This window comes from Microcoleus sp. BR0-C5 (assembly GCF_036705045.1).
Taxonomy (GTDB): domain Bacteria; phylum Cyanobacteriota; class Cyanobacteriia; order Cyanobacteriales; family Microcoleaceae; genus Microcoleus.
Genome location: NZ_JAUBTR010000026.1, coordinates 39,558 through 64,986 on the forward strand (window position 1 = coordinate 39,558; position 25,429 = coordinate 64,986).

A 25,429-nucleotide genomic window follows, 5' to 3' on the forward strand; every position below is an offset into this window, starting at 1 on the left:
AGACCTCAGACGCACCCTACTATAGCGGTTCTCAAGCGTGGTGAGGTATGCCCAATGCCCTATGCCCTATGCCCTATGCCCAGTCGTACCTCATCTATCTGAGAAAGGCTATATATGTGTCAGTTGCGTAAGTCCTAAGAAAGTAAAAAATTAAGGGTAAAATCTATGGCTTACAGCGATTTTAGTTTGGCAAGCGTCAAAAAAGCTTTGAATTTAACGATTTCGCCGAGGCAAGATTTATTTTCGGCTGTACCTGCTTTAGAATGCAGCAATCATTTAACAGAAACTTTAGCTTATAATGTTCCTTTTGCTCTGGCGAGTAATACGGAAAAATCACGCTCAGAAATGATTATTACGCCGATTTTACTGGAACTTACCAAACAGTTTCCCGATCGCATTAGTTTGTTTTCGGGAGTCGATTTTACGGTTGACAGCGACTTAGGATTAAACGGCAGTTGCCATTTTCTGATCGGTCGATCGGTAGAGTTCCTGATTATTAGCGCGCCGGCGATTTTAATCGTTGAGGCTAAAAAGGAAAATATTAATGCTGGGTTGGGTCAGTGCGTAGCGGAAATGTATGCAGCTCAACTTTTTAACGAACGGGAGGGAAATCAGGTATCGAGGATTTATGGGGTTGTGACAACGGGAGAAATTTGGAAGTTTTTAATGCTGGAAGGGCAATCAGTTCAAATAGATTTATTGGAGTATTTTTTGAATCAGGTTGATAAAATTTTGGGAATTTTAGCGATCGCCATTCAAAATGAGTAATTGGGCGGATCGGAGGGATGGGGCATGGGGCATTGGGCATTGGGTAATAGGTAAGCAGTAAAAACAAATCTAAAATCTAAAATCTAAAATCTACAATCGCATGACTCAAAATGTTAGACCTGCTGCTAATTAGCACTTTGGGATTTCTCGGCAGTTTCGGTCACTGCGCGGGGATGTGCGGCCCGCTGACAATGGCGTTTTCTCTTTCTAATTGCCGCAACGATAAATTAGCTGCTTTCCGCTTTCATTTGCTGCTAAATTTGGGAAGAATTGCTGCTTACGCTTTGGTTGGTGCTGCAATTGGCGGGCTGGGTTCGGTGTTAATTGCTGGCGGACTTTTGGCAGGTACGGGTAGCGAATTGCGGCGGGCGATCGCACTTCTGACGGGCACGATGCTGATTTGGTTCGGAGTAGTGCAAATTAAACCGGGTTTGCTGCCGGGATTGCCACTGCTGCACCCAATGTCGCACGATCGAGTCGGACAAGCAATGAGCAAGCTTTCGGCGCAAAAAAACTGGTGGGTGCCGGTTGCTTTGGGTTTGCTTTGGGGTTTGATTCCCTGCGGTTTCCTCTACGCGGCGCAGATTAAGGCGGCGGAAACCGGAAACCCGGTTTTGGGTGCGGCGACGATGCTGGCTTTTGGACTGGGCACACTGCCAACTATGCTGGGAGTGGGTTTTTTTGCTGGCAGATTGAGCGCAAACAGGCGGAGTCAACTGTTTCGGATGGGTGGTTGGGTGACAGTGGCGATCGGGATTCTTACCTTGCTGCGAACCGATGAAATGGTTGATTTTACTGGCCACGCAGCGCTGCTGTGCTTGATGCTAGCACTGTTGGCGCGTCCGGTGAGCAAGTTTTTGCCGCAACTGCTGCGCTACCGCCGCGCCTTGGGTGTGGGCGCGTTTGTCCTAGCAGTCGCCCACACGTTTCATATGCTCGATCATACGCTGCAATGGAATTTTGATGCTGTGTCCTTCATGTTACCGCAGCATCAGTTGGGAATGGCGGCTGGGATGCTGTCGCTGCTGTTGATGCTACCGGCGGCGGTTACAAGTGTCGATCGTATTCAAAATTATTTAGGCCAACTGTGGCGAATGCTTCACCTGTTAAGCGTTCCAGCTTTCTTGCTGTGCGCTGTACACGCGGCACTCATCGGTTCCCACTATCTCGGCGGTTTTGAATGGAAGTTGCACAATCAACTGCTGACAGCGGTGTTAGCGGTGGTTGTGGTGTTAGTTATGTTTGTGCGATCGCGTTTATTTTGGTCAATTTTATCACTGGAGAAGTTCTATGTTTCGCCTGTCAAACAAAAGTAAAAATTTAGGATTGTTAGTTTTTTTGGGCTTGCTAATTGAAGCTGTAATTCCGAGTGCGCCGCAGTTAAACTCAATTTCTGTTTGGGCGCACGAAGTCGAAGTCTCCGGAGATGTAGCCGCTACCTTTCACCTGGAACCCAACCACAATCCCCGCGCCGGACAGCCCGCGAGAGTGTGGTTTGCGCTCACTCGCAGGGGCGGTCAAATTATCCCGCTAGAGCAGTGTAATTGCAAATTAGCGGTTTATCCTAAAAATCGTAAACATGGGGATAAGCCGCTGATGCAGCCGCCTTTAACCGCCATATCTGCCGAGAAATATCAAGGGATTCCGGGAGCTGATATCGTGTTTCCCAAGGCTGGGATTTATGAACTTGAATTGAGCGGAACAGCCAAAAATAAAGCTAATTTTAAACCCTTTAAACTGACTTATACAGTCACGGTTCGCTAAGATAATCTTTCCCTCACCGAACATAAATCTTGTAGGGGCGGGTAAACCTGCCAATAAATGCCTAAAACCCACAATCTCATAAACCCGCCCCCACCCAACGGCAAATCATAATCTACCTATTTTAACATACAAGAAAATACAACCGAAATCTGTATAAAACCTTAAAAATTCCCCACTCTACAAAATGTCACAAATTTTTACACTACATTATAACCAGTGTCCATTATGGAATTTGTGCAAGCTAACCTCTTTTGAACTGAGCAAAGGAAATAACGATGGATATCTTATCTAACACCGTGGCGCTATCACGGATGCAATTTGCGCTAACCGCCATATTCCATATGCTGTGGCCAGTTCTGACTACGGGAATGGGAATTTATCTGGTAATTGTTGAAGGAATGTGGCTGAAAACTCGCAATCCCGACTACTACCATCACGCTCGTTTTTGGTCTAAACTCTACGTCCTCAACTTCGGTATTGGAGTAGCTTCAGGAATTCCGATGGAATTTCAGTTTGGCACGAATTGGGCACCATTTTCCGAAGCAGTAGGTGACTTTTTTGGCAGCATTTTAGGCTTTGAAGCTTCAATGGCATTTATGCTAGAAGCCGGCTTTTTAGGCATTATGCTGTTTGGTTGGGAGCGCGTTAACCCGATCGTCCATTATTTCGCTACAATCATGGTAGCCTTCGGCGCTAACCTATCCACAGTATGGATTTTAGTCGCTAACTCTTGGCTGCAAACTCCTGCCGGCGGAGAAATGGTCAATGGCAAGTTTATTGTCAGCGATTACTTTCAAGCAATTATGAACCCGTTCGCATTAAACAGCATTCTCCATATGTTTTTTGCGACGTTAGAAACTTCGCTGTTTGTCATTGGGGGAATTAGCGCTTGGTACATTCTCAATAAGCGCAACCAAGCCTTTTTTTCCAAGTCTTTAAAAATTGCCATAGCGACAGCCATCGCCGTTGCACCTTTGCAGATATACATCGGACATTTGAGCGCCGAACAAGTCTATCACTATCAACCCACTAAATTAGCAGCAATCGAAGCTAAGTGGGAAACTTCACCAGCGGGAGAGTCAGCCGATTGGACTTTGCTAGCTTTGCCTAATGAAAAAGCCCAAAAAAATGACTGGGAAATTAGCGTACCCAATGGCTTAGGATACGTTCTGGAATTCAAACAAAAACTCTCCGAACCCGTACTCGGTTTAAAAGAATGGAAGCCAGAAGATAGACCGCGAATGGTAGGTTTAATCTACTATTGTTTCCGCATCATGTCCGGCATTGGCTTCTTCTTTTTAGGACTGATGCTGTTCAGTATAATTCAGTGGCTGCGAGGCAAACTTGCTGCTGAAAATATTAGCAGTCAACCTTGGCTGATGCGGGCTTGGGTATTAGCTGCTCCCCTGGGATATATTGCTGTAGAATCGGGTTGGATTGTGCGCTGTGTCGGCCGACAACCTTGGGCTTTATACGGGCAAATTCGCACTGCTGACGCGGTGTCAAACATCCCCGCCAGCAATGTTTTAACTTCTCTCACTTTCTTTGCCGTTATTTACAGCTTTTTGTTTGTTTGTGCCTTGTATTTTGGCAGCCGAATTATCCGCAAAGGCCCTAATTTAAGTCTGCCTGTGCCAGGTTTAGACAATGAACCTGCAATCGAAAGTCAACCCGCAGAACACATTCCCGATCAACGTCCCGTAGAAGCACAACAATAGGAGATTGTATGCAAGCTTTGGAGCATTTTCTCCCACAAGTTTGGTTTGTAGTTTTGGCTTTGTTTCTCCTGCTATATGTCATGCTAGACGGTTTTGACTTAGGAGTAGGCATCCTGTCTTTGACTGCTGACGACGAGGAACGCAGGGGCATTTTAATGACGAGTTTGGGCAACGTTTGGGATGCTAACGAAACGTGGCTGGTGTTGATGGGAGGCGCTTTATTTGGCGCATTTCCCCTCGCTTACGGTACGATTTTAACTGCTTTGTACATACCGATTTGTATGATGCTTTTTGGTTTGATATTTCGCGCTGTAGCCTTTGAATTTCGCGAGCATTCTAATCGCAAATTATTCTGGAATTATGCCTTTGGTGCTGGCAGTTTTTTAGCAGCTTTAGCTCAAGGATTTGCCTTGGGTGCTGTGCTCGAAGGCATTGCGGTTGATGAAGCCGGTCACTTTGTGGGTACTACTTGGGACTGGCTGGATTGGCGATCGATCTTGGTTGCTTTGACGCTGATTCAAGGCTATGTTTTGATCGGTTCAACCTATCTAATTATGAAAACGGAGGGCGAACTGCAAACAAATCACTATCGCACGGCTAAAATTGCGGCGGTGACGACTTTAATCGGAGCAATTTTAATTACGATCGCCACTCCGATTTTTTACGAAAGTGCTAGATCCAGGTTGTTCGAGAAACCGCTAGTTTATGTCTTTGCCACGATTCCTTTGTTGGGAGTGCTGTTGGTGGGACTGCTGCTGAAAAGTCTCGCAAGCAAGGAAGAACGAACGCCGTTTATCTGGACAATTCTGATTTTTTTGCTTACTTTCATCGGCTTGGGGTTAATTGTTTTTCCCTACATTATTCCCTCGCAAATCACGATTTACCAAGCCGCAGCTTCGCCCAGCGCCCTGGTATTTATGATTGTGTTTATGGGCGTTCTGCTCCCGATTATGATTTTTTACAACATCTACAATTATGTTGTGTTTCGGGGTAAGGTTGTCGGCGGCCACTACGGGGAATAAAGCATAATAAAACCGCCGGTGCAGGCTAATGTACGCAGATAGTATCAAGTTTATATCCTGGTTTATCTGCGTATATTTCCGGTTAAAAATTACAAGTTATTTTTTTCTGATACCATTACAACTTACGCAACCATACTATACATAAAATAGCGTAAATAGTGCGGAGTAGGCAAAGGAACTAATTTAGGATTAGCGATCGCACGTCATGCGATTTGAAATTTGAGATTTGATATTTGAGATTGCTCACACGGATGAGTCCGGGACTTGCGATCGGGATGCGGAGATTTTTTCACAGGTACACGGATGAATCCAGGGCCCCGCAGCAAATTGCTTTCGGTCAAATAATAGTTGATACACATTGGGAAAAAATTACAGTTAATTCTGTCCCTAGCTAGGGTGCAGAGTTTGCGATCGCTATCTTTGTCCAATAATAAAATACAATGGAATGGAATGGAATGTTTTAATTTAACTGTTGTATAATATAGGGTCAACAAGTTATGGATGCGATCGCAAATTTGTCAGGTTATCAGATTACAGAGCAACTTTATGCAGGTACACGTACCCTAGTCTATCGAGGCATCCGTACCCGCGATCAATACCCAGTCGTCATCAAACTGCTGCGAAACGAATACCCCACCTTCAACGAGCTCGTCCAGTTTCGCAACCAATATACCATTGCCAAAAATCTCGACTTTCCTCACATCGTCAAACCCCTGACGCTGGAAGTATACCAGAATAGCTATGCCCTAGTAATGGAGGACTTTGGTGGAGTCTCCCTATCTACTTATCTCCAAACAGCAACAAATCAAACCCAACCATCTCCAGCTTTACCTTTAGCAGAATTTCTCCAACTCGCCATACAACTAACAGAGATTATTCACTATCTCTACCAAAACCGAGTCATTCACAAAGATATTAAACCCGCTAATATTCTCATTAATCCCGATACCCAAGAAATTCAACTAATTGACTTTAGTATTGCATCCCTCCTACCACGAGAAACCCAAGAAATCCAGAACCCTAATATCTTAGAAGGAACATTAGCCTATCTCTCCCCCGAACAAACAGGACGGATGAATCGAGGCATTGACTATCGTAGTGACTTTTATTCCCTGGGTGTGACTTTTTATGAATTGTTGACAGGAAATTTGCCATTTATCTCGGATGATCCGATGAAATTGGTGCATTGTCACCTCGCCAAACAGTCGATACCGATCCATCAAATAAATCCCGAAGTTCCCCGAATTTTATCGAAAATTGTCAGTAAGCTGATGGCGAAAAATGCCGAAAAACGCTATCAAAGTGCATTAGGACTCAAGCACGATTTAGAAAATTGTTTATTTCAGTTACAAAAAACAGCCAAGATAGAAGATTTTGAGCTCGGAAAGCGAGATATTAGCGATCGCTTTACTATCCCCGAAAAGCTCTACGGTAGAGAAAAAGAAGTCGATCAACTATTAGCGGCCTTTGAGCGAGTCAGCCTGGGAGCAACAGAAATGATGCTAGTAGCAGGTTTTTCGGGAATTGGGAAAACCGCCGTTGTCAATGAAGTTCATAAACCAATTGTCCGTCAGCGCGGTTATTTTATCAAAGGCAAATACGATCAATTTCAACGCAACATCCCCTTCAGTGCCTTTGTGCAAGCCTTCCGCGACTTAATGGGTCAATTGCTATCAGAATCGGATACCCAAGTGCAAACATGGAAAACCAAGATTTTAGCAGCAGTGGGAGACAACGGACAAGTCTTGATTGACGTGATTCCTGAGTTAGAACGTATAATTGGCGCTCAACTTCCTGCAACAGAATTGTCAGGAAGTGCCGCCCAAAATCGCTTTAATCTGGTCATGCAGAAATTTGTGCAAGTTTTCACGAGCAAAGAACATCCTTTAGTGATGTTTTTGGATGACTTGCAATGGGCGGATTCAGCATCCCTGAATTTGCTACAATTATTGATGATGGAGACAGGATATTTATTAGTATTGGGCGCCTATCGAAATAATGAAGTTTCGCCAGTGCATCCATTTATTTTGACAGTGGATGACATAGTTAAAACAGGGGCAACAGTTAATACGATTACTTTGCAACCGTTAAGCGAAGCAGATATGAATTTGTTGGTGGCGGATACGCTGAATTGCGAATCATCCCTTGCCAAACCTTTAACAAAATTAGTCTATCAAAAAACTCAGGGAAATCCTTTCTTTGCCACTCAGTTTATCAAGGCATTACATGACGATCAGCTAATTAGCTTTAATTGGGATATTCGGCATTGGCAGTGTGATATTGCCCAAGTCAAAGCCTTAGCTATCACTGATGATGTGGTTGAATTCATGGCATTGCAATTGCAGAAGTTGCCGCCAGAAACTCAGGATCATCTCAAATTAGCTGCTTGTATTGGCTCGCAGTTTGATTTGAAGACCTTAGTAATTGTCAGTGAGAAATCTGCTGGAAGGACGGCTACGGCTTTATGGAAAGCATTGCAGGAAGGTTTGGTGATTCCCACGACCAAAATCTATAAGTTCTTTACCCAATCGGATTGTGATGAAGTTTTCCAGGCTTCAGCTAATCCAACTTATCGATTTTTACACGATCGCGTCCAGCAAGCCGCATATTCGCTAATTCCCGATTCCCAGAAAAAAGCAACTCATCTCAAAATCGGACAGTTACTCCAGCAAAATTTATCAGAAATAGAGCAAGAGGAAAAACTATTTGATATTGTCAGGCATTTGAACCAAGGAGAAGAGTTAATTACCCAACCGAGCGAACGAGAAGCATTAGCTCAACTAAACTTAAAAGCGGCACAGAAAGCCAGAAGTTCTACAGCTTATGCTGCGACAAGAGTCTATGTGCAAACCGGGATAGAGTTACTGACAGCTAACTGCTGGCAAACTCAGTATGAATTGACCCTGAATCTCTATGTTGCTGCTACCGAAGCCGCTTATTTGAATGCTGACTTTGACAGCATGGAACAAATGGCAGAATTGGTATTGCAAAAAGCTCAGTCGATTTTAGACAAAGTTAAAATTTACCAAATTTCAATCATTGCACAGACAGCTCAGGGCAAAATATTAGAAGCGATCGCCGTGGGCAGAAATGCGCTAGGGCAATTAGGGGTTGAACTCCCCACTGAACCTGACGAAGCCTCGATCGGCAAAGCACTACAAGGCCTGGCTGCCAAACTCCAAGACAGACGGATTGAAGAATTAGCTAATTTGTCAGTAATGACCGATGCCAAGGCTAAGGCAGCAATGGAAGTGATGGCAATGTTGTTTTCACCCATTTTTATTGGAATGCCTGGTTTGCTGCCCCTACTTAGCTCCGCTATGGTGAGTTTATCGCTCTCCTTTGGGAATACATCCGCATCGACGGTAGGGTATGTAATTCATGGCATGGTGCTGTGTGCCTTTTTCTCAGATGCAAAAACGGGCTATGGTTTTGGCAAATTGGCGATCTCATTGTTTGACAAGTTCAATGTACAGGAATTCAAATCCGTAATTGCAAATCTATTTGGAAGCTTTGTTCAGCATCACCAAGAAGCCGTGAGGGCAACGATACCCATGTTGAAAGCTGGATATACCGCTGGCATGGAAACTGGCGATTTTCTTAGCGCAGGCTTCAGTATATTGGATTATTTCTACGCCAACTTTTTCAGTGGGGTAGAACTGGACACTTGGGAGCCTGAAATAGCAGGTTATAGCGCGGCCTTGGCTCAGGCAAAACAATATACTCCTCTGGCTTATTTGGATATGAAGCGGCAGACGGTACTGAACTTGACAGAAGCCGTTAGTCAACCGGATTGCTTAATGGGAAGTGCCTACGATGAAACCGTGATGCTTCCTAAGCACTATCAGGATAATGAACTCAGTGCGATCGCTCTTGTCTACATTTACAAACTGCTGCTTGCCTACTTAGGCGGCAATTATCCGGCTGCCTTAAACCATATTTGCCAAGTCAAGCCGTATTTGATGGCATTATCGGGATTGGTTCATGTTCCGGCTTTCCATTTCTATGCAGCCCTGACGTACCTGGCAGTGTTTTCCACACAGCCAGAAACCGAGCAAGCTGATATTCTGGCCTCTGTGGAAACCCATCAAACGAGTCTGCACCAGTGGGCGCAAAATGCTCCCATGAATCATCTGCATAAGTGGTATTTAGTTGAAGCAGAACGGCAGCGGGTTTTGGGTTACAAGGCAGATGCACTGGAAATGTACGATCGCGCCCTATCCCTCGCTAAAGAAAATCAATTCATCAACGAAGAAGCCATCGCCAACGAACTAGCAGCGAAATTCTACTTGGAATGGGGCAAAGAAAAAGTAGCTCAAGCCTACATGATTGAAGCGTATTATTGTTATGCCCGATGGGGAGCTAAAGCCAAAATAGACGATTTGGAAAAACGTTATCCTCGCCTACTCGGTATTATCCTTCAGCAAGCTCAATCCTTTACTTCGTTTAAGGAAACGATCGCCCGGGGAACGATTACTTCTACTCAATCTTCTAGCAGCAACTCTGAATTTCTAGATTTGCCTACTCTGATCCAAGCCTCTCAAGCCATTTCTGGGGAAATTGAACTAGATAAACTCCTGACTACTCTTTTAAAAATAGCGATCGCGAATGCTGGCGCTACTAAGTGTGTCTTATTGCTCAAACAAAAACAGTATTTACAGGTAGCGGCTCTTGTAGCAGAGGGACAGGAACCTGAGCTATTACCATCAATACCTCTAGAATCAAGTAAGGATGTAGCAATTAGTTTGGTTAACACTGTCAAGCGTAGTTTGAAACCTGTGGTAATAGTTGATGCTAGGGTAAGTTCCCAGGTTGCGAGCGATCGCTATATTGAACAGCACCAGCCGATCAGTGTTCTTTGTATTCCAATTCTTAATCAAGGGCAGTTGATTGGGATTTTATATCTAGAAAATAACCTGACGGTTGGCGCATTTACGAGCGATCGCATTGAAGTGCTAAATTTGCTGGCTTCTCAAGCTGCTATTTCCTTAGAAAATGCCCGTTTGTATCAAGAATCTCAACAAGCATTTACCGATCTAAAACAAGCACAAATAAAAATAGTTCAAAGCGAAAAAATGTCAGCCTTGGGAAACTTAGTGGCTGGGGTTGCTCACGAAATTAATAATCCAGTTGGTTTTTTGGTTGGTAATATTCAACCCGCTTTAGATTATATCAAAGATTTGTTTGGATTGCTCGATTTGTATGAACAAAAATATCCGCAACTCGATCCAGAGATTCAAGAAGAAATCGAGAACATCGATCTGGAATACATCCGGGAAGATTTACCGAAATTAGTAGATTCGATGCGGGAAGGCGTGAAGCGGATTCGGGATATTAGTACCAGTCTACGGACATTCTCCCGTGCCGATACTAACTATCCCATAGCTTGCAATATCCACGATGGCATCGATAGCACCATTATGATCCTGAAACATCGGCTCAAGGCTAACGATACTCGTCCAGAAATCAAAGTGATTAGGGAATATGGGAATTTGCCACAAGTGGAGTGTTATGCCGGACAGTTGAATCAAGTATTTATGAATTTGTTAGGTAATGCGATCGATGCTTTGGAGGAATCAAATCAAGGACGGCATTATGCAGAAATAGCCAATCAAATTACAATTAAAACCGACATTGTGGAAAATAAACAAGCAATAATTCGCATTAAAGATAACGGTTTGGGCATGGGTGAAGCAGTGCGAGAGAAGATTTTCGATGAGTTATTTACTACCAAGGAAGTAGGCAAAGGAACGGGGTTGGGATTGGCGATCGCACGGCAGATTGTGGTTGAGAAACACGGCGGTACAATAGAGGTAAATTCTGTATTGAGAGAAGGGACGGAGTTTACAATTTTATTGCCAATGAAAGGATAATAATATCTTGATAGATGGCAATCTTTCTCTTCAAAAGTGAAAAAAAAATAAAAGCGGTAGAGTCTGTCGCCGGGAGATTTCGCAGTTCTATTTTTCTCAGACTTGACGAATAAAAGTGTATACTTAGTTACAAGAGTCAATGTCTGAAATGGAGTAATCCAGATGAATGCAGTAGTGGATTTGACAAACCGAATTTCGGGATATCATCTGGTTGAGCAATTATACTGTGGTTCGAGAACCCTAGTTTATCGAGCCATCCGAGAAACAGATCAGCTTCCGGTTGTCATTAAACTATTAAATCGAGACTATCCCAGCTTCAGCGAACTGCTGCAATTCCGCAACCAGTACACCATCGCCAAAAACCTACGTCTGCCGGGAGTCGTTGAACCCTACAATTTGGAATCCTATCGCCACAGCTATGCCCTAGTAATGGAGGATTTTGGCGGTATTTCTCTGCGAGACTACGCCCAAGAACGCAAGCTGACTCTAGCAGAAATATTGGCAATTGCTATTCAAATAACTGACATTCTTGACGGACTGTACCGAAACCGAGTCATTCACAAAGATATTAAGCCAGCTAACGTTCTGATTCATCCCGAAACTAAACAAGTCCAACTGATTGACTTTAGCATCGCCTCCCTACTGCCGAGAGAAACTCAAGAAATTCAAAATCCCAACGTTTTAGAAGGAACCCTCGCCTATATTTCACCCGAACAAACCGGACGAATGAACCGAGGCATCGACTACCGCACCGACTTTTATTCTCTGGGAGCCACATTTTACGAACTGCTGACAGGAAAACTGCCATTTGAATGTGACGACCCCATGGAGTTGGTTCACTGCCATATTGCCAAACAACCTCCTTCAATAAACAGCAAAGAAATCCCGCAGGTGGTTTCGGATCTGGTGATGAAGCTAATGGCAAAGAATGCCGAAAAACGCTATCAAAGTGCCTTGGGATTGAAACATGACTTAGAAAGGTGTTTGCAGCAGTGCCAAGAAACTGGAAAGATTGAAACTTTTGAGTTAGGAACGCGGGATGTATGCGATCGCTTCCTGATTCCTGAAAAGCTTTATGGTCGAGAAACAGAAGTACAAATCCTGTTGAATGCCTTCGATCGCGTGGCAAATGGCACATCAGAATTAATGCTAGTCGCGGGGTTCTCCGGGATTGGAAAAACGGCTGTAGTCAACGAGGTGCATAAACCAATTGTCCGACAGCGCGGCTATTTCATCAAAGGCAAATTCGACCAGTTTAACCGCAACATTCCCTTCTCGGCATTTGTCCAGGCCTTTCGCGATTTTATGGCACAATTACTCAGTGAAAGTGATGCCAAAATCCAAGAATGGAAAACTCAAATTCTCGAAGCGCTCGGTGACAGCGGACAAGTCATTATTGAAGTCATTCCCGAACTAGAACGGATTATTGGACCCCAACCCCCAGCCCCGGAATTATCGGGAATTGCTGCTCAAAATCTCTTTAATTTGCTCTTCCACAAATTCATTGCAGTCTTCACCAAAAAAGAGCATCCCTTGGTGATATTTTTGGATGACCTACAATGGGCGGATTCGGCATCGCTGAAGTTAATGCAATTGCTCGTCAATGAGTCGCAATTGGGTTATCTGTTGCTGCTGGGAGCCTATCGGGATAATGAAGTATCACCAGGCCATCCCCTGATGTTGACCCTCGATGAAGTGAGGAAGGCAGGAACCACAATCAACACTATTACATTAGCACCGCTTGGCCAAATCAGTTTAAATCAATTGGTAGCGGATACGCTAGTTTGTGACCCTGATTTAGCACAAACGCTGACAGAATTAGTGTATCAAAAAACTCAAGGAAACCCATTTTTTGCGACGCAGTTTCTCAAAGCATTGCATCAGGATGGATTGATTACTTTTGAGAACAAATCGGGACATTGGCAGTGCGATATTAGCAAAGTGAGAGAGGCAGCTCTAACTGATGATGTGGTGCTATTTATGGCGCAGCAGTTGCAAAAAATGCCAGCCACAACTCAGTCTGTTTTAAAATTAGCAGCTTGCATTGGCAACCAGTTCGATCTGGCAACATTGGCAATTGTTTCAGAGAGTTCGGAGACGGAAACCGCAACCGCATTGTGGAAAGCTTTACAGGAAGAGCTGATTATTCCCCAAAGTGAAGTTTATAAATTTTATGTAGGCGCTCAACAGGCGATTTCTGAAACGACTACTCAAACCGTTGCCTATCGTTTCTTGCACGATCGCGTCCAACAAGCTGCTTATTCTTTGATTCCCGAAGAAGAACGCGCGATCGCTCATTATCAAATCGGGCAACTGCTGCTGCAACAAATTTCAGCAGAAGCCAGAGAAGAACGCATTTTTGAATTAGTCAATCAGTTGAACTACGGAACCATACTGGTTGTTCTACAACCCGAAAGGGAGGAACTCGCCCAACTCAACCTCACTGCTTGCCACAAAGCCAGAGCCGCCACTGCCTATCAAGCCGCCCGCGAATATGCCACAGTGGGCCTGAAACTGCTGGGAACAGACGCTTGGCAACGGCAGTACGAAATGACCCTATCTTTGTACGACTTGGCTGCCGAGGTGGCTTTCTTGGCTGGCGATTTTGAGCAGATGCACCAGTGGATTGAAGCGGTGATTCATCATGCGAAAACACCTTTAGAACAGGTGCAAGTTTACCAAGTCAAAATTCAGGCATTGGTTGCCCACAATAAATTTGTTGAGGCGATCGCGATCGGTCAATCCGTCTTCCAAATGTTAGGCGTCAACCTACCAAATGAACCAACCCTAGACGATATTCGGCAGTTGAAGCAAGAAATTGATACCTTAATTGAAGGTCGCTCTATTGAATCATTCTTTGATCTGCCGAAAATGAGCGATCCTCAGCAATTAGCCATTATGCAAAATGCCGCTCGCCTAACACCCGTCTGTTATATGTCCGGCACCAAGCTTTATTTCCTGGTGGTGGCACTGCAGGTTAAGTTGTCCATCCAATTCGGCAATAGTCCGGTTTCCGCTTTTTGCTACGTGGGTTACGCCTTCCAACTGAGGATGCTGTGGGGCGACATGACGATGGTGCCTCAGTTTGGGCAATTAGGATACCAACTCGCCTTGGAACCCGATGCTAAAAACATTCGAGCCGCCACCGCCATGTTAATGGGGGCATATGTGGGTTCTTGGACGATCCATCTGCAAGAAACGCTGCCCATTCTTCTCGATGGCTATCAAGCTGGATTAGAAACAGGCAATCTAGAATTTATGGGCTATGACGCCCAGTTGTACTGTTTCAATGCTTATTGGTACGGTCAACCGCTGGCTGAACTCGAACCGCAAATTCGCGCCTATTATCAACAGTTGTGCGACCTCAACCAATTGACGGCAGCAAACTGTGTGTTGGCATACTGGCAGGCGGCTCAAATTCTCTTGGGTGAGTCAGAGGAAGAAATTCCCTTACGCCAGGATTCATACGAAGAAAAAGTCTTGGATGAGGCCAAAGTCGATTTTTACCGACTCTCCTTCTTCTACTTGTATCGATTCACCTTGGATTACTGGTTGGAAGACTTTGCTAAAGCAGAACATGATGCCGCTCAAACGCGACAGTATTTGGCTGGAGGGATGGGAAGTATTGTGGAACCGATCTTCTATTTCTATGATTCTCTGAACGTGCTGGCGACTCCTGGTGAATCAATGTCGGAGTCAGAGCCGCGATGGCAGCGAATGGAAGAAAATCAAGCCAAGCTAAAAGATTGGGCAGATTATGGCCCCATGAATTACTTGCACAAATATCATTTAGTTGAAGCCCAAAAGTATCAACTCCTCAATTGCAAAACAGAAGCTCTAGAATTTTATGATTTAGCAATTCAAGGAGCCAAGGAAAACGGTTATATCCAAGAGGAAGGGTTGGCCAACGAACTCGCGGCCAAATTCTACTGGGAATGGGGTAAAGAAAAAGTGGCCGCCAGCTATATGCAGGAAGCATATTACTGTTATGCCCGTTGGGGTGCACTCGCCAAGGTTGAAGACTTAGAAAAAAGGTATCCGCAGTTACTTCATCCCATCCTGAATCAGCCCCAACTTCGCTTTAATCCTCTAGAAACGCTAGCAACGATTAGCCACTCTTCACACACTTCCAGCACCAGCAGCACCAGTATTTCCGATGCCCTTGATTTCGCATCTATTGTGCAATCTGCTCAAGCTTTATCCAGTAAAATTCAGCTTGATGAATTGTTCGGAAGCCTCAACCAAATTATTTTAAAAACTTCGGGCGCAGAAACTTGTGCTTTGCTACTCCCCCATCAGGATGAATGGCAAATCCGGGCAATAACTCACATAAATCCAGATAACGAGTTACCCACAACCTTACTGCAAACCCAACCTATAGATGGCTCGGCGGTGATTCCGCTCAAGCTGGTTTATTATGTCAAACACACCCTGGAAACTGTGGTGATTGAAGGTGGCAAGACAGATATTCCGGGTTTAATGAATGACTGTACGCTTCAGTATCACTCTCAGAGTATGCTATGTACTCCGATTCTCGATCGCGGGAACTTAGTTGCGATACTTTATCTCGAACATAGCTCGACAAAAGGAGTGTTTACTCGCGATCGTCTCCTCGTCCTCAACTTCCTCTGCACTCAGGCTGCCATTTCCTTAGAAAATGCGCGATTGTATCAGCAAGCGCAGGACTATGCCCACCAGGTGGAACAATCACAACTGCAATTAGTGCAGAGCGAAAAAATGTCGGCGTTGGGGAACTTAGTGGCCGGGGTTGCCCATGAAATTAATAATCCAGTCGGATTTATTTCTGGGAATATTCATGAAGCGATCGCTGCAGTCAAAGATATTACAGAATACTTGCAACTCTATCAAGAAAAATTTCCCAGTCCCGGTGAGGAGATTGAAGAAAAAGCTGAAGAGAGCGATATCGAATATCTCTTAGAAGATTTACCAAAAATGTTGAATTCAATGCAAATAGGGTGCGATCGCATCCAAGGTATCAGCACCAGTCTTCGTACCTTCTCCCGATCCGACAAAGATTACAAAGTTCCTTTCAATATTCATGACGGAATTAACAGTACGATTTTGATTCTAAAACACAGATTGAAAGCGAACGAACAGCGTCCAGCGATTGAAGTTGTGAAAGAGTACGGGAACTTGCCCTCAGTGGATTGCTTCCCCGGACAATTAAATCAGGTGTTTATGAATATATTAGCCAATGCCATTGATGCACTGGAAGAATCTAATCGGGAACCGAGTTTAGAGAAGATTAAAGCCCCAGCTCATTGCATCACGATTCGGACAGAAATAAAGTCTAAGGAGTGGGTAACGATTCGCATTTCTGACAACGGGCCAGGGATATCAGATGAGATAAAAGCGAATATTTTTGATCACTTATTTACAACTAAATGTGTCGGTAAAGGCACAGGGTTGGGTTTGGCGATCGCACGGCAGATTGTAGTTGAGAAACACTCTGGTATGCTAGAAGTCAACTCAACTTTAGGTAGAGGTACAGAATTTATAATTTCACTGCCATGTTGAGCATTACCTTGGTAATTTATATCGTTTCCGGTTGCATCGGAATGATTTAACCGCAGAGGGCGCAGAGAACGCAGAGGGAGAGAATACAGAGATGAATAATTCCGATGCTACCGGATTTGATATTATAGCCAATTTGGGGATTTTTCTTGAAACTTAAAAGTTTTTTACACCACACTTTACAATTTATAGTGAGCGATAACTTCTGCCAAGTTTTTGATACTTCCGTCGCACTAATTCATAAAGGAATCTCGATCGCAAATTCCGTACCTTCTCCTACGGTGGAACGGCAGCTCAAGGCTCCGGCGTGTTTTTCCGCGACAATTCGGTAACTGATGGCTAACCCCAAACCAGTGCCTTTTCCCATCGGTTTTGTCGTGAAAAACGGGTCAAATAATCGGCTCCGCACGTCTTCTGTCATGCCGATCGCATTATCGGAAATGCGGATGCAAATACTATTTTGGTTCAGGGCTTCTGTGCGAATGCTAATAGTTGGTTCCCAATCGCCGCCGGCTGCCGCTCGCCTTTTTTGGTTGCAAGCATCTTCCAAGGCGTCAATACTATTGCTAAGCAGGTTCATAAATACCTGATTTAGCTGACCTGCATAACATTCAATTAAAGGGATTTTACCATAATCTTTGATTACTTTAATTTCGGGATAGTCGCCTCTGGCGCGCAGTTTGTTGTGTAAAATTAGGAGCGTATTGTCTATGCCTTCGTGAAGGTTGGTAGGCTTTTTTACCGAGTCGTCTAAACGCGAGAAATTTCGCAAGCTCAGAACTATTTCGCGAATGCGATCGGCTCCCATTTTCATCGAAGATAATATTTTTAGTAAATCTTCTCTCAGAAATTCTAAATCGATATTGTTAATACATTCTTGAACTTCTACCACGGGCTGAGGATAGTGTTTTTGGTAAAGTTCCACAAGCTGCAACAAGTCTCGGATATATTGGCTGGCGTAGGAAATATTGCCGTAGATAAAACTGACAGGGTTATTAATTTCGTGAGCTACTCCAGCTACCATTTGACCGAGACTTGACATTTTTTCGGTATGAATTAGGTGAGCTTGAGTTTCTCGAAGTTCTTTGAGAGCGATTTCTAGCTGCTGGGCTCTGTTGTTGGCGATCGCCTCGGAGAGCCGCAAAGCATCCTCCGCTGCTTTGCGCTCTGTTATGTCAAAAATGGCACCGTTGAGAGATAAAAGTTCACCGTCTGCGTTGAAAATGGCTTGACCTTTCTCTGCAACCCACCGCACATTTCCGTCGCAGTGAATTAGGCGATATTCGATGATGTAAGGTTGTTTTGTCTTAATAGCCCGATCGATAATTGTCTCGATCTGCTCAACGTCATCGGGATGAACTATACTCGGAAAAGCCTGCACCGGTTTTTGCATAAAGTTAGCGGCAGGATAGCCGGAAATAGCTTCTATGCCACTGCTGATAAAAGTTACGCTCGATCGCCCCGCAGCACTGCACCGGTAAACCGCACCGGGAATGCTAGAAACTAATGACCTAAATTCTTCTTCTCTTTCTCGCAAAGCTGCCTCAATCCGCTTGCGTTCGCTAATGTCGCGAGCAAACGCGCACTGATATTCTTTGCCGTTAAATTCTAAATGGTTGATCGTAATTTCTACCGGAAAAATGCGACCGTACTTAGTGAGGTGGTGAACTTCAATATTAACCGAACCGCAGCGTTTTAAGACTTTCCAGTGCAAACTCCAAGCAGTTTGGGGAAAATCTGGATTGATGTCGTGCACGGTCATCGAGAGCAATTCTGCAGCAGAATATCCCAATGAAGTGCAAGCAGCGTCGTTGACGTACAAAAATTTACCATCGGGCCCGATCCATAATATCGCATCTGCTGATCGGTCGATCGCAAATTGAGTCAGTTGCAACTTTTCCTCAACCCGGTGGCGATCGGCAATTTCTTTTTCTAACTGTTCATTAAGCGAATTGAGAGCTAAAGCACGATCGACAATAGTATCTGAAGGGTAAAAATTGAGCGCTTGTTTTGCCAATTCTCCTTTCTGGATATCATGCTGGTGCTGATTTTCTTCTACCTGTTTTAACGACTGTTGTTGAAATTTTTCTTTTTGATTGAAACCAGACTCGGCAAGTGCTTTCGGCATGAGGGCGAGGGCGGTTGCGGCTAAAAGCCAAGAAATCAAAGCACTTGCAGCTTTGAGAGTTACCGACAGCCAATATATGGAATGCCAAAGCGTCCAAACTTCCGTCAATTTAGCAGCGCCCCAGGCAAAAAAAACAACGGCAAACACCCGGAAAATCTTGCGGTGAGAACCTTGGCGGGTAAAATAAACTAAAGATAGGGCGATCGAGCAATAAGCCAGTGCCGTCAGCGAGTCAAAAACAGCGTACAATCGCAACTCCGGCACCACGTTGCAGGCGAGTGTAGAAGATACAGCAAGTGTGGAAAAAAAAATTGTTAATTGTTCTTGCATAAAGTTCAAGAAAAAAATTATCTGTACCAATGCAAATCAGATCAAATCTAATTATTTGATTTCGGCTAGTGAAATATTTACATAATTATATACTTTTTTCATTTTTTATGAAACAGCTATTTTTTCAGGAAATGTCAAAAATGTGGAGGTTGGGCCCTGGGAACGAAGCTTTGCCCAAGTATGAGCAATGGTGAGCGTCACGGCTAGCAACGCTTACGTTGCTCCCTGTGACGGAATAGATAGGTTTGCGTACTTATTGCTTCAGAAACATTTAAATTGTTAATGATCGCTATTAAATTTTCTTTTAGATGACTTAAGCAGTGAGCCAGGGGTTTTTAACCCCTGGCTCACAGATTGACTAGCAGACTTTTAAGGCAGAGAAAATCTCAATTTTTGCACTGGAAATCCACAATTAAGCGCCGCCCAGCACCCAATGCACCAAAGTCCGAACTCCAAAACCGGTAGCCCCAGGGCCATTGTAGCCATTTTCTTTGTCTGTCCAAACCGGGCCGGCAATATCTAAATGCGCCCATGCAGTATCCTTTACAAACTGCTTTAAAAATAGCGCCGCCGTAATCGAACCGCCGGGACGTGGGCCTGTGTTTTTCATGTCGGCGTGCAATGCTTTCAATCCCTCAAAATATTTTTCTTCCATCGGCATTCGCCAAAATTTTTCGCCTGCCAATTCTGAGGCGGCGACTATTTCGGCGGCGACGCTATCTTGAGGACTCCACAAACCCGCGATATCGTCGCCTAAAGCAATTACGCAGGCCCCGGTTAGAGTTGCTAAATCGACAATTGCGTCAACTCCCAATTTATCAGCAAATACCAAAGCATCAGCCAGGGTTAAACGGCCTTCAGCGTCGGTATTGTTGACTTCAATTGTTTTGCCGTTGGAAGCTGTAAGGATGTCTCCAGGGCGCATGGCGCGGCCGCTGATCATGTTTTCAGTGACGGCGCTGATAAAGTGAACTTCCACATCTGGTTTGATGTGTCCGATCGCCTTTGCCGCTCCCAAAGTAGCCGCAGCGCCGCCCATATCTATTTTCATCATTTCAATGCCGCTGCCCGCACCTTTGATGTTCAAACCGCCAGAATCAAAGGTCAATCCTTTGCCCACAATTGCTATTTTGCGGCGCGGTGTGCCTTCGGGTTTGTAAGTTAAATGGATGAATTTTGGCGGTAAATCAGATGCTAGGGCAACGCCGAGAAAGGCTCCCATTCCAAGTTTTTCACAGTCTTCCCGCTCCAATATTTCTAATTCTAAACCGCATTCGGCAGCTAGACTTTGAGCAGTTTCTGCCATTGTAATCGGGGTAACAAAATTAGCTGGTGCTGCGACTAATTCCCGTGCTAAAATGACTCCGGCAGTGATTTGGCGGGCGCGGACGATCGCACTTTCGGTATCGGCAAACCCGAGCAAATGAATTTGTTCGAGTTGCGGGCTTTTGTCTTCCTGTTCCGATTTGAAACGGTTGTCTTGATTCAGGGAGAGTTCTACACCTTCGGCGATGGCGCTTGCTGTAGAATCCGGCGCGTTTTTCCACACCGGAAAGCTAATTCCGAGGGTTTTGCATTTCTCTTTTTTGGCTAACTTGGCGCAAACCCCCGCAGCTTGCCGCACGGTGTCTAATTTTAAGTCCTCTGTTTTGCCCAAACCTACGATCGCAATTTTGCGAATGGGATTGTTGCCGCCGACACGGGTGATGGCGCTCGTGCCCACTTTGCCCTTAAAATCTACTTCCAGTAGCAGCTCTTTCAAAGTGCCTGCAAGCTTTTCATCTAATTGTGCCAGCTCGCCCGTGAGTTCCAAGCCGTCCTCAAATAGACCAATTGCCAGGGCGTCTCCTGTCCAAACAGAGCGGGGCGTATCGGTGACTAGAAATTCCATGTTTTGATTTACACTTTAGATTTTAGATTTTTGATTGTACTTTGTAGTGGGTGGTTTGGGCTTTTTTATTGGTGCGGGGAAATAGATCGATCGCACAAATTTTCGGCTCCACATCAAAATAAATTCTGCTACTATATCAGCCAAGTCCGCCTGCGATCGGATCTTCCACCAATCTCAATCATCTGTTTGGGGGTCGGCTGTCCGTTTTTGCCCCACTATTAACATTTATTTCTCGTTGAACAGGCATCCTGCCTGTGATGGCGTGGAACACTCATCCTGCCTGTGATGGCTCTTGACAAACGATCGGTTCTCTATATCTTATTCTCTTAAATTTTCCCATGCTAAAACGACGCCGGGCCCGATTTTCTGTTTTAATCAGCGTTTCAGTTTGCGTTATTGCGATCGGCTCTTTGGTTGCTGCGATGAAATGGATGGGTTTTGGCTCGGTCCAGAAGGCTCAGCAGCCCCTGAATGTAGCGAATTCCGAATCGCAAGTCAAGATGCTGGTGTCGCTGTCACCGAGCGAGCGATCGGCGAAATTAGTGGAACTGGCAACCAGTCAGTCTGCAAGTACGAACCCGCAGCAGGAAATCTCCCCTCAAAGCCGCGCCCGCTACCTGCTGGCCAGCGATTTAATCCAGCAAGGAAATGCGGCCAAAGCATTAAAGTTATTGGACAAATTAGAGCAAGAATATCCGGTTTTAGCTGCTCACATTGCCCTAAAAAGGGCGCAAGCTTACCAATTAAGTGGCGACAAAGGCAAAACTCAAAAAGCTTGGGAGGAACTGCTCAAAAACTATCCGAGCGACCCGGTAGCAGCGGAAGCTTTATATGTTTTAGGCAAGTCAAAACCGGAATATTGGCAACAGGCAATTACTGAATTTCCCGCTCATCCCCGCAGCGTAGAAATTGCCCTCCGCAAGTTAAAAGAAAATCCCAATCAGCCGAAGTTGATGCTGCTCGTAGCAAAACACGGTCATTATGTCAAAGATTACGGGACAATTTTGGAACAACTGGTGCAGCGAAACAGCGCCGGTTTGAAACCGGAAGATTGGGAAGAAATTGCCTTTGGCTATTGGGAAAAACAAGATTATGGTAAAGGAGCTATTGCTTACGGGAAAGCTCCTCGCAACGCCAAAAATCTTTACCGCAAAGCTCGCGGTTTGTGGCTCGACGGAAAAATCCCGGAATCGAGAATTGCCTATCAAGAATTAGTGCGCGAGTTTCCCGATGCCGAAGATACTGGTTTGGGTTTAATTCGGCTGTCGCGGCTGAGCGAACCGAAAGAAGCGATCGTTTTGCTCGATCGAGTGATTAGCAAATTTCCCAATTATGCCCCCGAAGCTTTGTTAGATAAATCCCAACTTCTCGACAAAGCACGCAGCGGTCAATCCGCCTCAGATACGCGGAAGTTGCTCTTGACAAAATACAATAATTCTGATAAAGCAGGGGAATTGCGGTGGACAATCGCCCAGCAGTTTGCCAAAGGCGGAGATTTAAAATCAGCTTGGCAGTGGGCGAGAGAATTAACCACCCACAATCCCGACAGCGAACAAGCTCCAGAAGCAGCATTTTGGGTCGGGAAATGGGCACAGCAACTCGGCCGCCAACAAGACGCCAAGACTGCGTTTGACTACACTATTTTACGCTATCCAGAATCATATTTTGCGTGGCGATCGGCCGTACTTCTCGGCTGGCCCGTCGGCGACTTTACCACAGTTCGAGATTTGTCTCCCAATGTAGTGCGGCCGCCTCAGCGCCCCGAACCAACTGCGGGTTCTCCTGCGTTGAAAGAGCTCTATCAATTAGGTCAAGATAGAGATGCTTGGACGCTGTGGCAAATAGAATTTATCGACCGCGTAGAACCAAGTATTGCGGAACAGTTTACCGACGGTTTAATGCGAGTTGCAGTCGGAGACAATTTAGACGGTTTGTGGATGGTTGGTAGTTTGCGGCAGCGCGATAAACCAGATGATAGAACCCAATACCTCGAACTCAGACAGCAACCGATTTATTGGCAAGCACTTTATCCTTTTCCTTACTTAGAAACCATTGTCAAATGGTCGCAAGAACGCAAACTAAATTCAGTATTAGTAACAGCATTGATTCGGCAAGAATCGCGGTTTATGCCCGCCATCAAATCATCAGTTGGCGCTACCGGCTTAATGCAAGTAATGCCGGAAACAGCAGCTTGGGTTGCTGGACAAATCAGCCTCAAAAAGTATTCATTGGAGAATGTGGACGACAACGTTAAACTCGGTACGTGGTATTTGGATCACACTCACGACGAGTACAAGAATAACTCGATGTTAGCTGTGGCGAGTTATAATGCCGGGCCAAATGCAGTTGCAGATTGGTTGAAGAGGTTTAGTTTTAGTGACCCCGATGCTTTTGCGGAAAAGATTCCGTTTCCTGAAACGAAAGGATACGTGAAATCGGTGTTTGAGAATTACTGGAATTATCTGCGGATTTACAATCCAGAAGTTAATCAGTTAATGAGTGAGCATTATGCGGCTGCTCAGAAAAAAGCAAAGCCTTAGTCAATTTGGTTTAAGCAAGCTTTCAGGAACGGGCTCTCCGGCCCGTTCCACAAACAAATTTATGGCTCTTCAGTAGCTAGTATGCTAAATTAACAGTCAAACTGCCAAGTAAGCAAACATCTAACTCGAAAGTTTTCAAAGTTTCTAAACCCGTAAGCAGAACGTTTAATCAACTTGAGTTTATTGTTGATTCCTTCGACAACACCACTCGTAGTCTTATAATCGAAGTAAGCAATAATCTCATCTAGCCAACCAATAATAGTGTTCTGACTATCGGGAAAATATTTTTTAGCTTCTAACAACCATCTTCCCAGTTTCAACAAACCGACAAACCAATTATTAGACTGCTCGAAAATCCTTCTAATTTTTTCTTTTAATTCCTGCATACTTTTGAGAGTAGAAGATACATCTTTAACTTGCAGGAGTTTAGCTTTTTGCTCTTCATTTAGATCTGATTCGTTCTTCAATAACACGTATTTACTTTTCTTCAATCCTTCTAAAATTTTCTCCTGGTCTGCTTTCTCTTCTGACGATTCTGCTTTTTTAATTAAATCTTCTACCTGTCTCTTCTCTCGCTTCCTTTGGGCATCTAATTCCTTATTTATTTGTGCCATTACATGAAATCTGTCGGCGACCACCTGAGCATTTGGCATCAAGTCTCTCACTAGATTTCTGTAACCTTTCCACAAATCTATACTTACTTCTTCTATTTGCTCTAATATCTCTTTACCCCATCCGAGCAGCACTTCCCTAATTTCTTCTTGTTTCCTTCTATCCATTATCCCAATTAACTTAGACTTCTCTAAATCTATTAATACTGCACAGTAATTTCCTTTTCCTTTAATTACAGCTATTTCATCTATCCCTAATCTCTTCACCTCGCTAGGCTTGGCTTTCAAGTATTCTTTCGATGCGTCTTTTAACATCCTTTCTATTTCTTCTGTTGTCACCACCCCTTTTTTCGCTACGCTGTGGATATCGTTCTCTAACACTTCTTGGATTATTGCTCTTCCTAGCCGTTTCGTATAGGTTCTTCTTTTTCTGACAAACTCCAACTCTTCACTAAATGGCTTGACACATTTTTCACATTTAAACTGTCGTCTGTTGATTTCTAAAAATACGAAGTTTTCTCCCCAAGGTAAATCTTTGACTAGGTATCGATGATTTTGATGTAATCTATGACTTTTTTTTCCACAACGTGGGCAGTTACTTTCCTTACCGATTCCTTCCACCTGCAAAATTATTCCAATCCCTTCATGCTGACGATGTGAGATTACTTTTATTCCCTCTATATTCAACAGCTTTGTTAAAAACTTTATCTCCTTTTTTGTTCTCATGGCTGTTCAATTCACCTAACCCCTCTATAGCAATCCTAAGTGATTTTCTAGATCTGTAAAATCTGAAAGTCTTGCTATACAAGAAGTCTAGGAAGACAAGAGGGCGTTGTGTTGTGAGACTCAGATCGGATTGCTATAGCTTTTGCTTATAGTTAATAATAAATGAGCTCCCTCTGTCAACCCCGGTAATGACTCTACCAACTACTTTGCTAGCCTCATTTGTCTTTCTTTCCGGGCTTAGCTGTTGATTTAGCATATTAACTACTGAAGAGCCAAAAAATTTGTTGACTGGTGTATAGATCAATACTCCGGACAGTCTTTGAGACAGAGGCTGAAACCCTCATTCTACCGCTAGCACTTGACCTAACTGAGAAGGCTGAAACCCGCACTAGGCAGCTAGTGACTGAAAACTGTCCGGACTATTGATAGATAACCCCGATATAAAAAACATTTAAACCACTTAACGATCTAGACGAGTTAGAGAATATTTTAGTTAAACGATGCAATTGGTTGATGAACAACC

General features: G+C 44.4%; 11 protein-coding genes. 8 read left to right on the forward strand and 3 right to left on the reverse strand.

Translation table 11 applies throughout. The features are described from left to right. Nucleotides 1–165: 165 nt before the first annotated feature. The 7 genes from QUB08_RS14675 (at nucleotide 166) to QUB08_RS14705 (ending at nucleotide 16,683) form a co-directional block, all read left to right on the forward strand. Nucleotides 166–768: a hypothetical protein gene (locus QUB08_RS14675; protein WP_333225389.1), complete on the forward strand. Its 603-nt coding sequence runs from the start codon at nucleotides 166–168 to the stop codon at nucleotides 766–768. Nucleotides 769–878: 110 nt separating this feature from the next. Continuing rightward, nucleotides 879–2,084: an urease accessory protein UreH domain-containing protein gene (locus QUB08_RS14680; protein WP_333225390.1), complete on the forward strand. Its 1,206-nt coding sequence runs from the start codon at nucleotides 879–881 to the stop codon at nucleotides 2,082–2,084. Further along, on the forward strand, nucleotides 2,059–2,532 hold the full coding sequence (locus tag QUB08_RS14685; protein ID WP_333225391.1) for a hypothetical protein: 474 nt from the start codon (nucleotides 2,059–2,061) through the stop codon (nucleotides 2,530–2,532). Before QUB08_RS14680 ends, QUB08_RS14685 begins: the two co-directional genes overlap by 26 nt. A 275-nt stretch (nucleotides 2,533–2,807) precedes the next feature. After that, complete coding sequence (locus QUB08_RS14690) at nucleotides 2,808–4,250, forward strand: cytochrome ubiquinol oxidase subunit I (protein WP_333225392.1); 1,443 nt, start codon at nucleotides 2,808–2,810, stop codon at nucleotides 4,248–4,250. A gap of 8 nt (nucleotides 4,251–4,258) precedes the next feature. Beyond that, nucleotides 4,259–5,272, forward strand: coding sequence for a cytochrome d ubiquinol oxidase subunit II (gene cydB / locus QUB08_RS14695; protein ID WP_333225393.1), 1,014 nt, complete (start codon nucleotides 4,259–4,261; stop codon nucleotides 5,270–5,272). Nucleotides 5,273–5,769: 497 nt separating this feature from the next. Next, nucleotides 5,770–11,145 carry an AAA family ATPase gene (locus QUB08_RS14700; RefSeq protein WP_333225394.1) on the forward strand — a complete coding sequence of 1,792 codons (5,376 nt, stop codon included), beginning with the start codon at nucleotides 5,770–5,772 and terminating at the stop codon, nucleotides 11,143–11,145. Between the two features lie 162 nt (nucleotides 11,146–11,307). Continuing rightward, the gene (locus QUB08_RS14705; protein WP_333225395.1) at nucleotides 11,308–16,683 is read left to right on the forward strand and encodes an AAA family ATPase; all 5,376 of its coding nucleotides are present in this window, start codon (nucleotides 11,308–11,310) and stop codon (nucleotides 16,681–16,683) included. Nucleotides 16,684–16,918: 235 nt separating this feature from the next. Here the strand turns inward: QUB08_RS14705 and QUB08_RS14710 are convergent, their stop codons facing one another. Beyond that, nucleotides 16,919–19,138: a PAS domain S-box protein gene (locus tag QUB08_RS14710; RefSeq protein WP_333225396.1), complete on the reverse strand. Its 2,220-nt coding sequence runs from the start codon at nucleotides 19,136–19,138 to the stop codon at nucleotides 16,919–16,921. Nucleotides 19,139–19,550: 412 nt separating this feature from the next. Continuing rightward, nucleotides 19,551–21,029 (reverse strand): leucyl aminopeptidase, encoded by a 1,479-nt coding sequence (locus QUB08_RS14715; RefSeq protein WP_333225397.1) that lies wholly within the window; start codon nucleotides 21,027–21,029, stop codon nucleotides 19,551–19,553. Nucleotides 21,030–21,367: 338 nt separating this feature from the next. On the opposite strand from QUB08_RS14715, the gene QUB08_RS14720 reads away from it, so the two are divergent. Beyond that, nucleotides 21,368–23,569, forward strand: a complete 2,202-nt coding sequence (locus QUB08_RS14720; protein ID WP_333225398.1) for a transglycosylase SLT domain-containing protein — start codon at nucleotides 21,368–21,370, stop codon at nucleotides 23,567–23,569. Nucleotides 23,570–23,658: 89 nt separating this feature from the next. Here the strand turns inward: QUB08_RS14720 and QUB08_RS14725 are convergent, their stop codons facing one another. Next, the gene (locus tag QUB08_RS14725) at nucleotides 23,659–24,906 is read right to left on the reverse strand and encodes an ISL3 family transposase (protein WP_333225399.1); all 1,248 of its coding nucleotides are present in this window, start codon (nucleotides 24,904–24,906) and stop codon (nucleotides 23,659–23,661) included. Nucleotides 24,907–25,429: the final 523 nt, after the last annotated feature.

Coding starts and splice junctions, on each gene's coding strand:
- QUB08_RS14725 (WP_333225399.1), bottom strand. CDS start 24,906: ATGAGAACAAAAAAGGAGATAAAGTTTTTAACAAAGCTGTTGAATATA.
- QUB08_RS14720 (WP_333225398.1), top strand. CDS start 21,368: ATGCTAAAACGACGCCGGGCCCGATTTTCTGTTTTAATCAGCGTTTCA.
- QUB08_RS14710 (WP_333225396.1), bottom strand. CDS start 19,138: ATGCAAGAACAATTAACAATTTTTTTTTCCACACTTGCTGTATCTTCT.
- QUB08_RS14675 (WP_333225389.1), top strand. CDS start 166: ATGGCTTACAGCGATTTTAGTTTGGCAAGCGTCAAAAAAGCTTTGAAT.
- cydB (WP_333225393.1), top strand. CDS start 4,259: ATGCAAGCTTTGGAGCATTTTCTCCCACAAGTTTGGTTTGTAGTTTTG.
- QUB08_RS14715 (WP_333225397.1), bottom strand. CDS start 21,029: ATGGAATTTCTAGTCACCGATACGCCCCGCTCTGTTTGGACAGGAGAC.
- QUB08_RS14700 (WP_333225394.1), top strand. CDS start 5,770: ATGGATGCGATCGCAAATTTGTCAGGTTATCAGATTACAGAGCAACTT.
- QUB08_RS14690 (WP_333225392.1), top strand. CDS start 2,808: ATGGATATCTTATCTAACACCGTGGCGCTATCACGGATGCAATTTGCG.
- QUB08_RS14685 (WP_333225391.1), top strand. CDS start 2,059: ATGTTTCGCCTGTCAAACAAAAGTAAAAATTTAGGATTGTTAGTTTTT.
- QUB08_RS14680 (WP_333225390.1), top strand. CDS start 879: ATGTTAGACCTGCTGCTAATTAGCACTTTGGGATTTCTCGGCAGTTTC.
- QUB08_RS14705 (WP_333225395.1), top strand. CDS start 11,308: ATGAATGCAGTAGTGGATTTGACAAACCGAATTTCGGGATATCATCTG.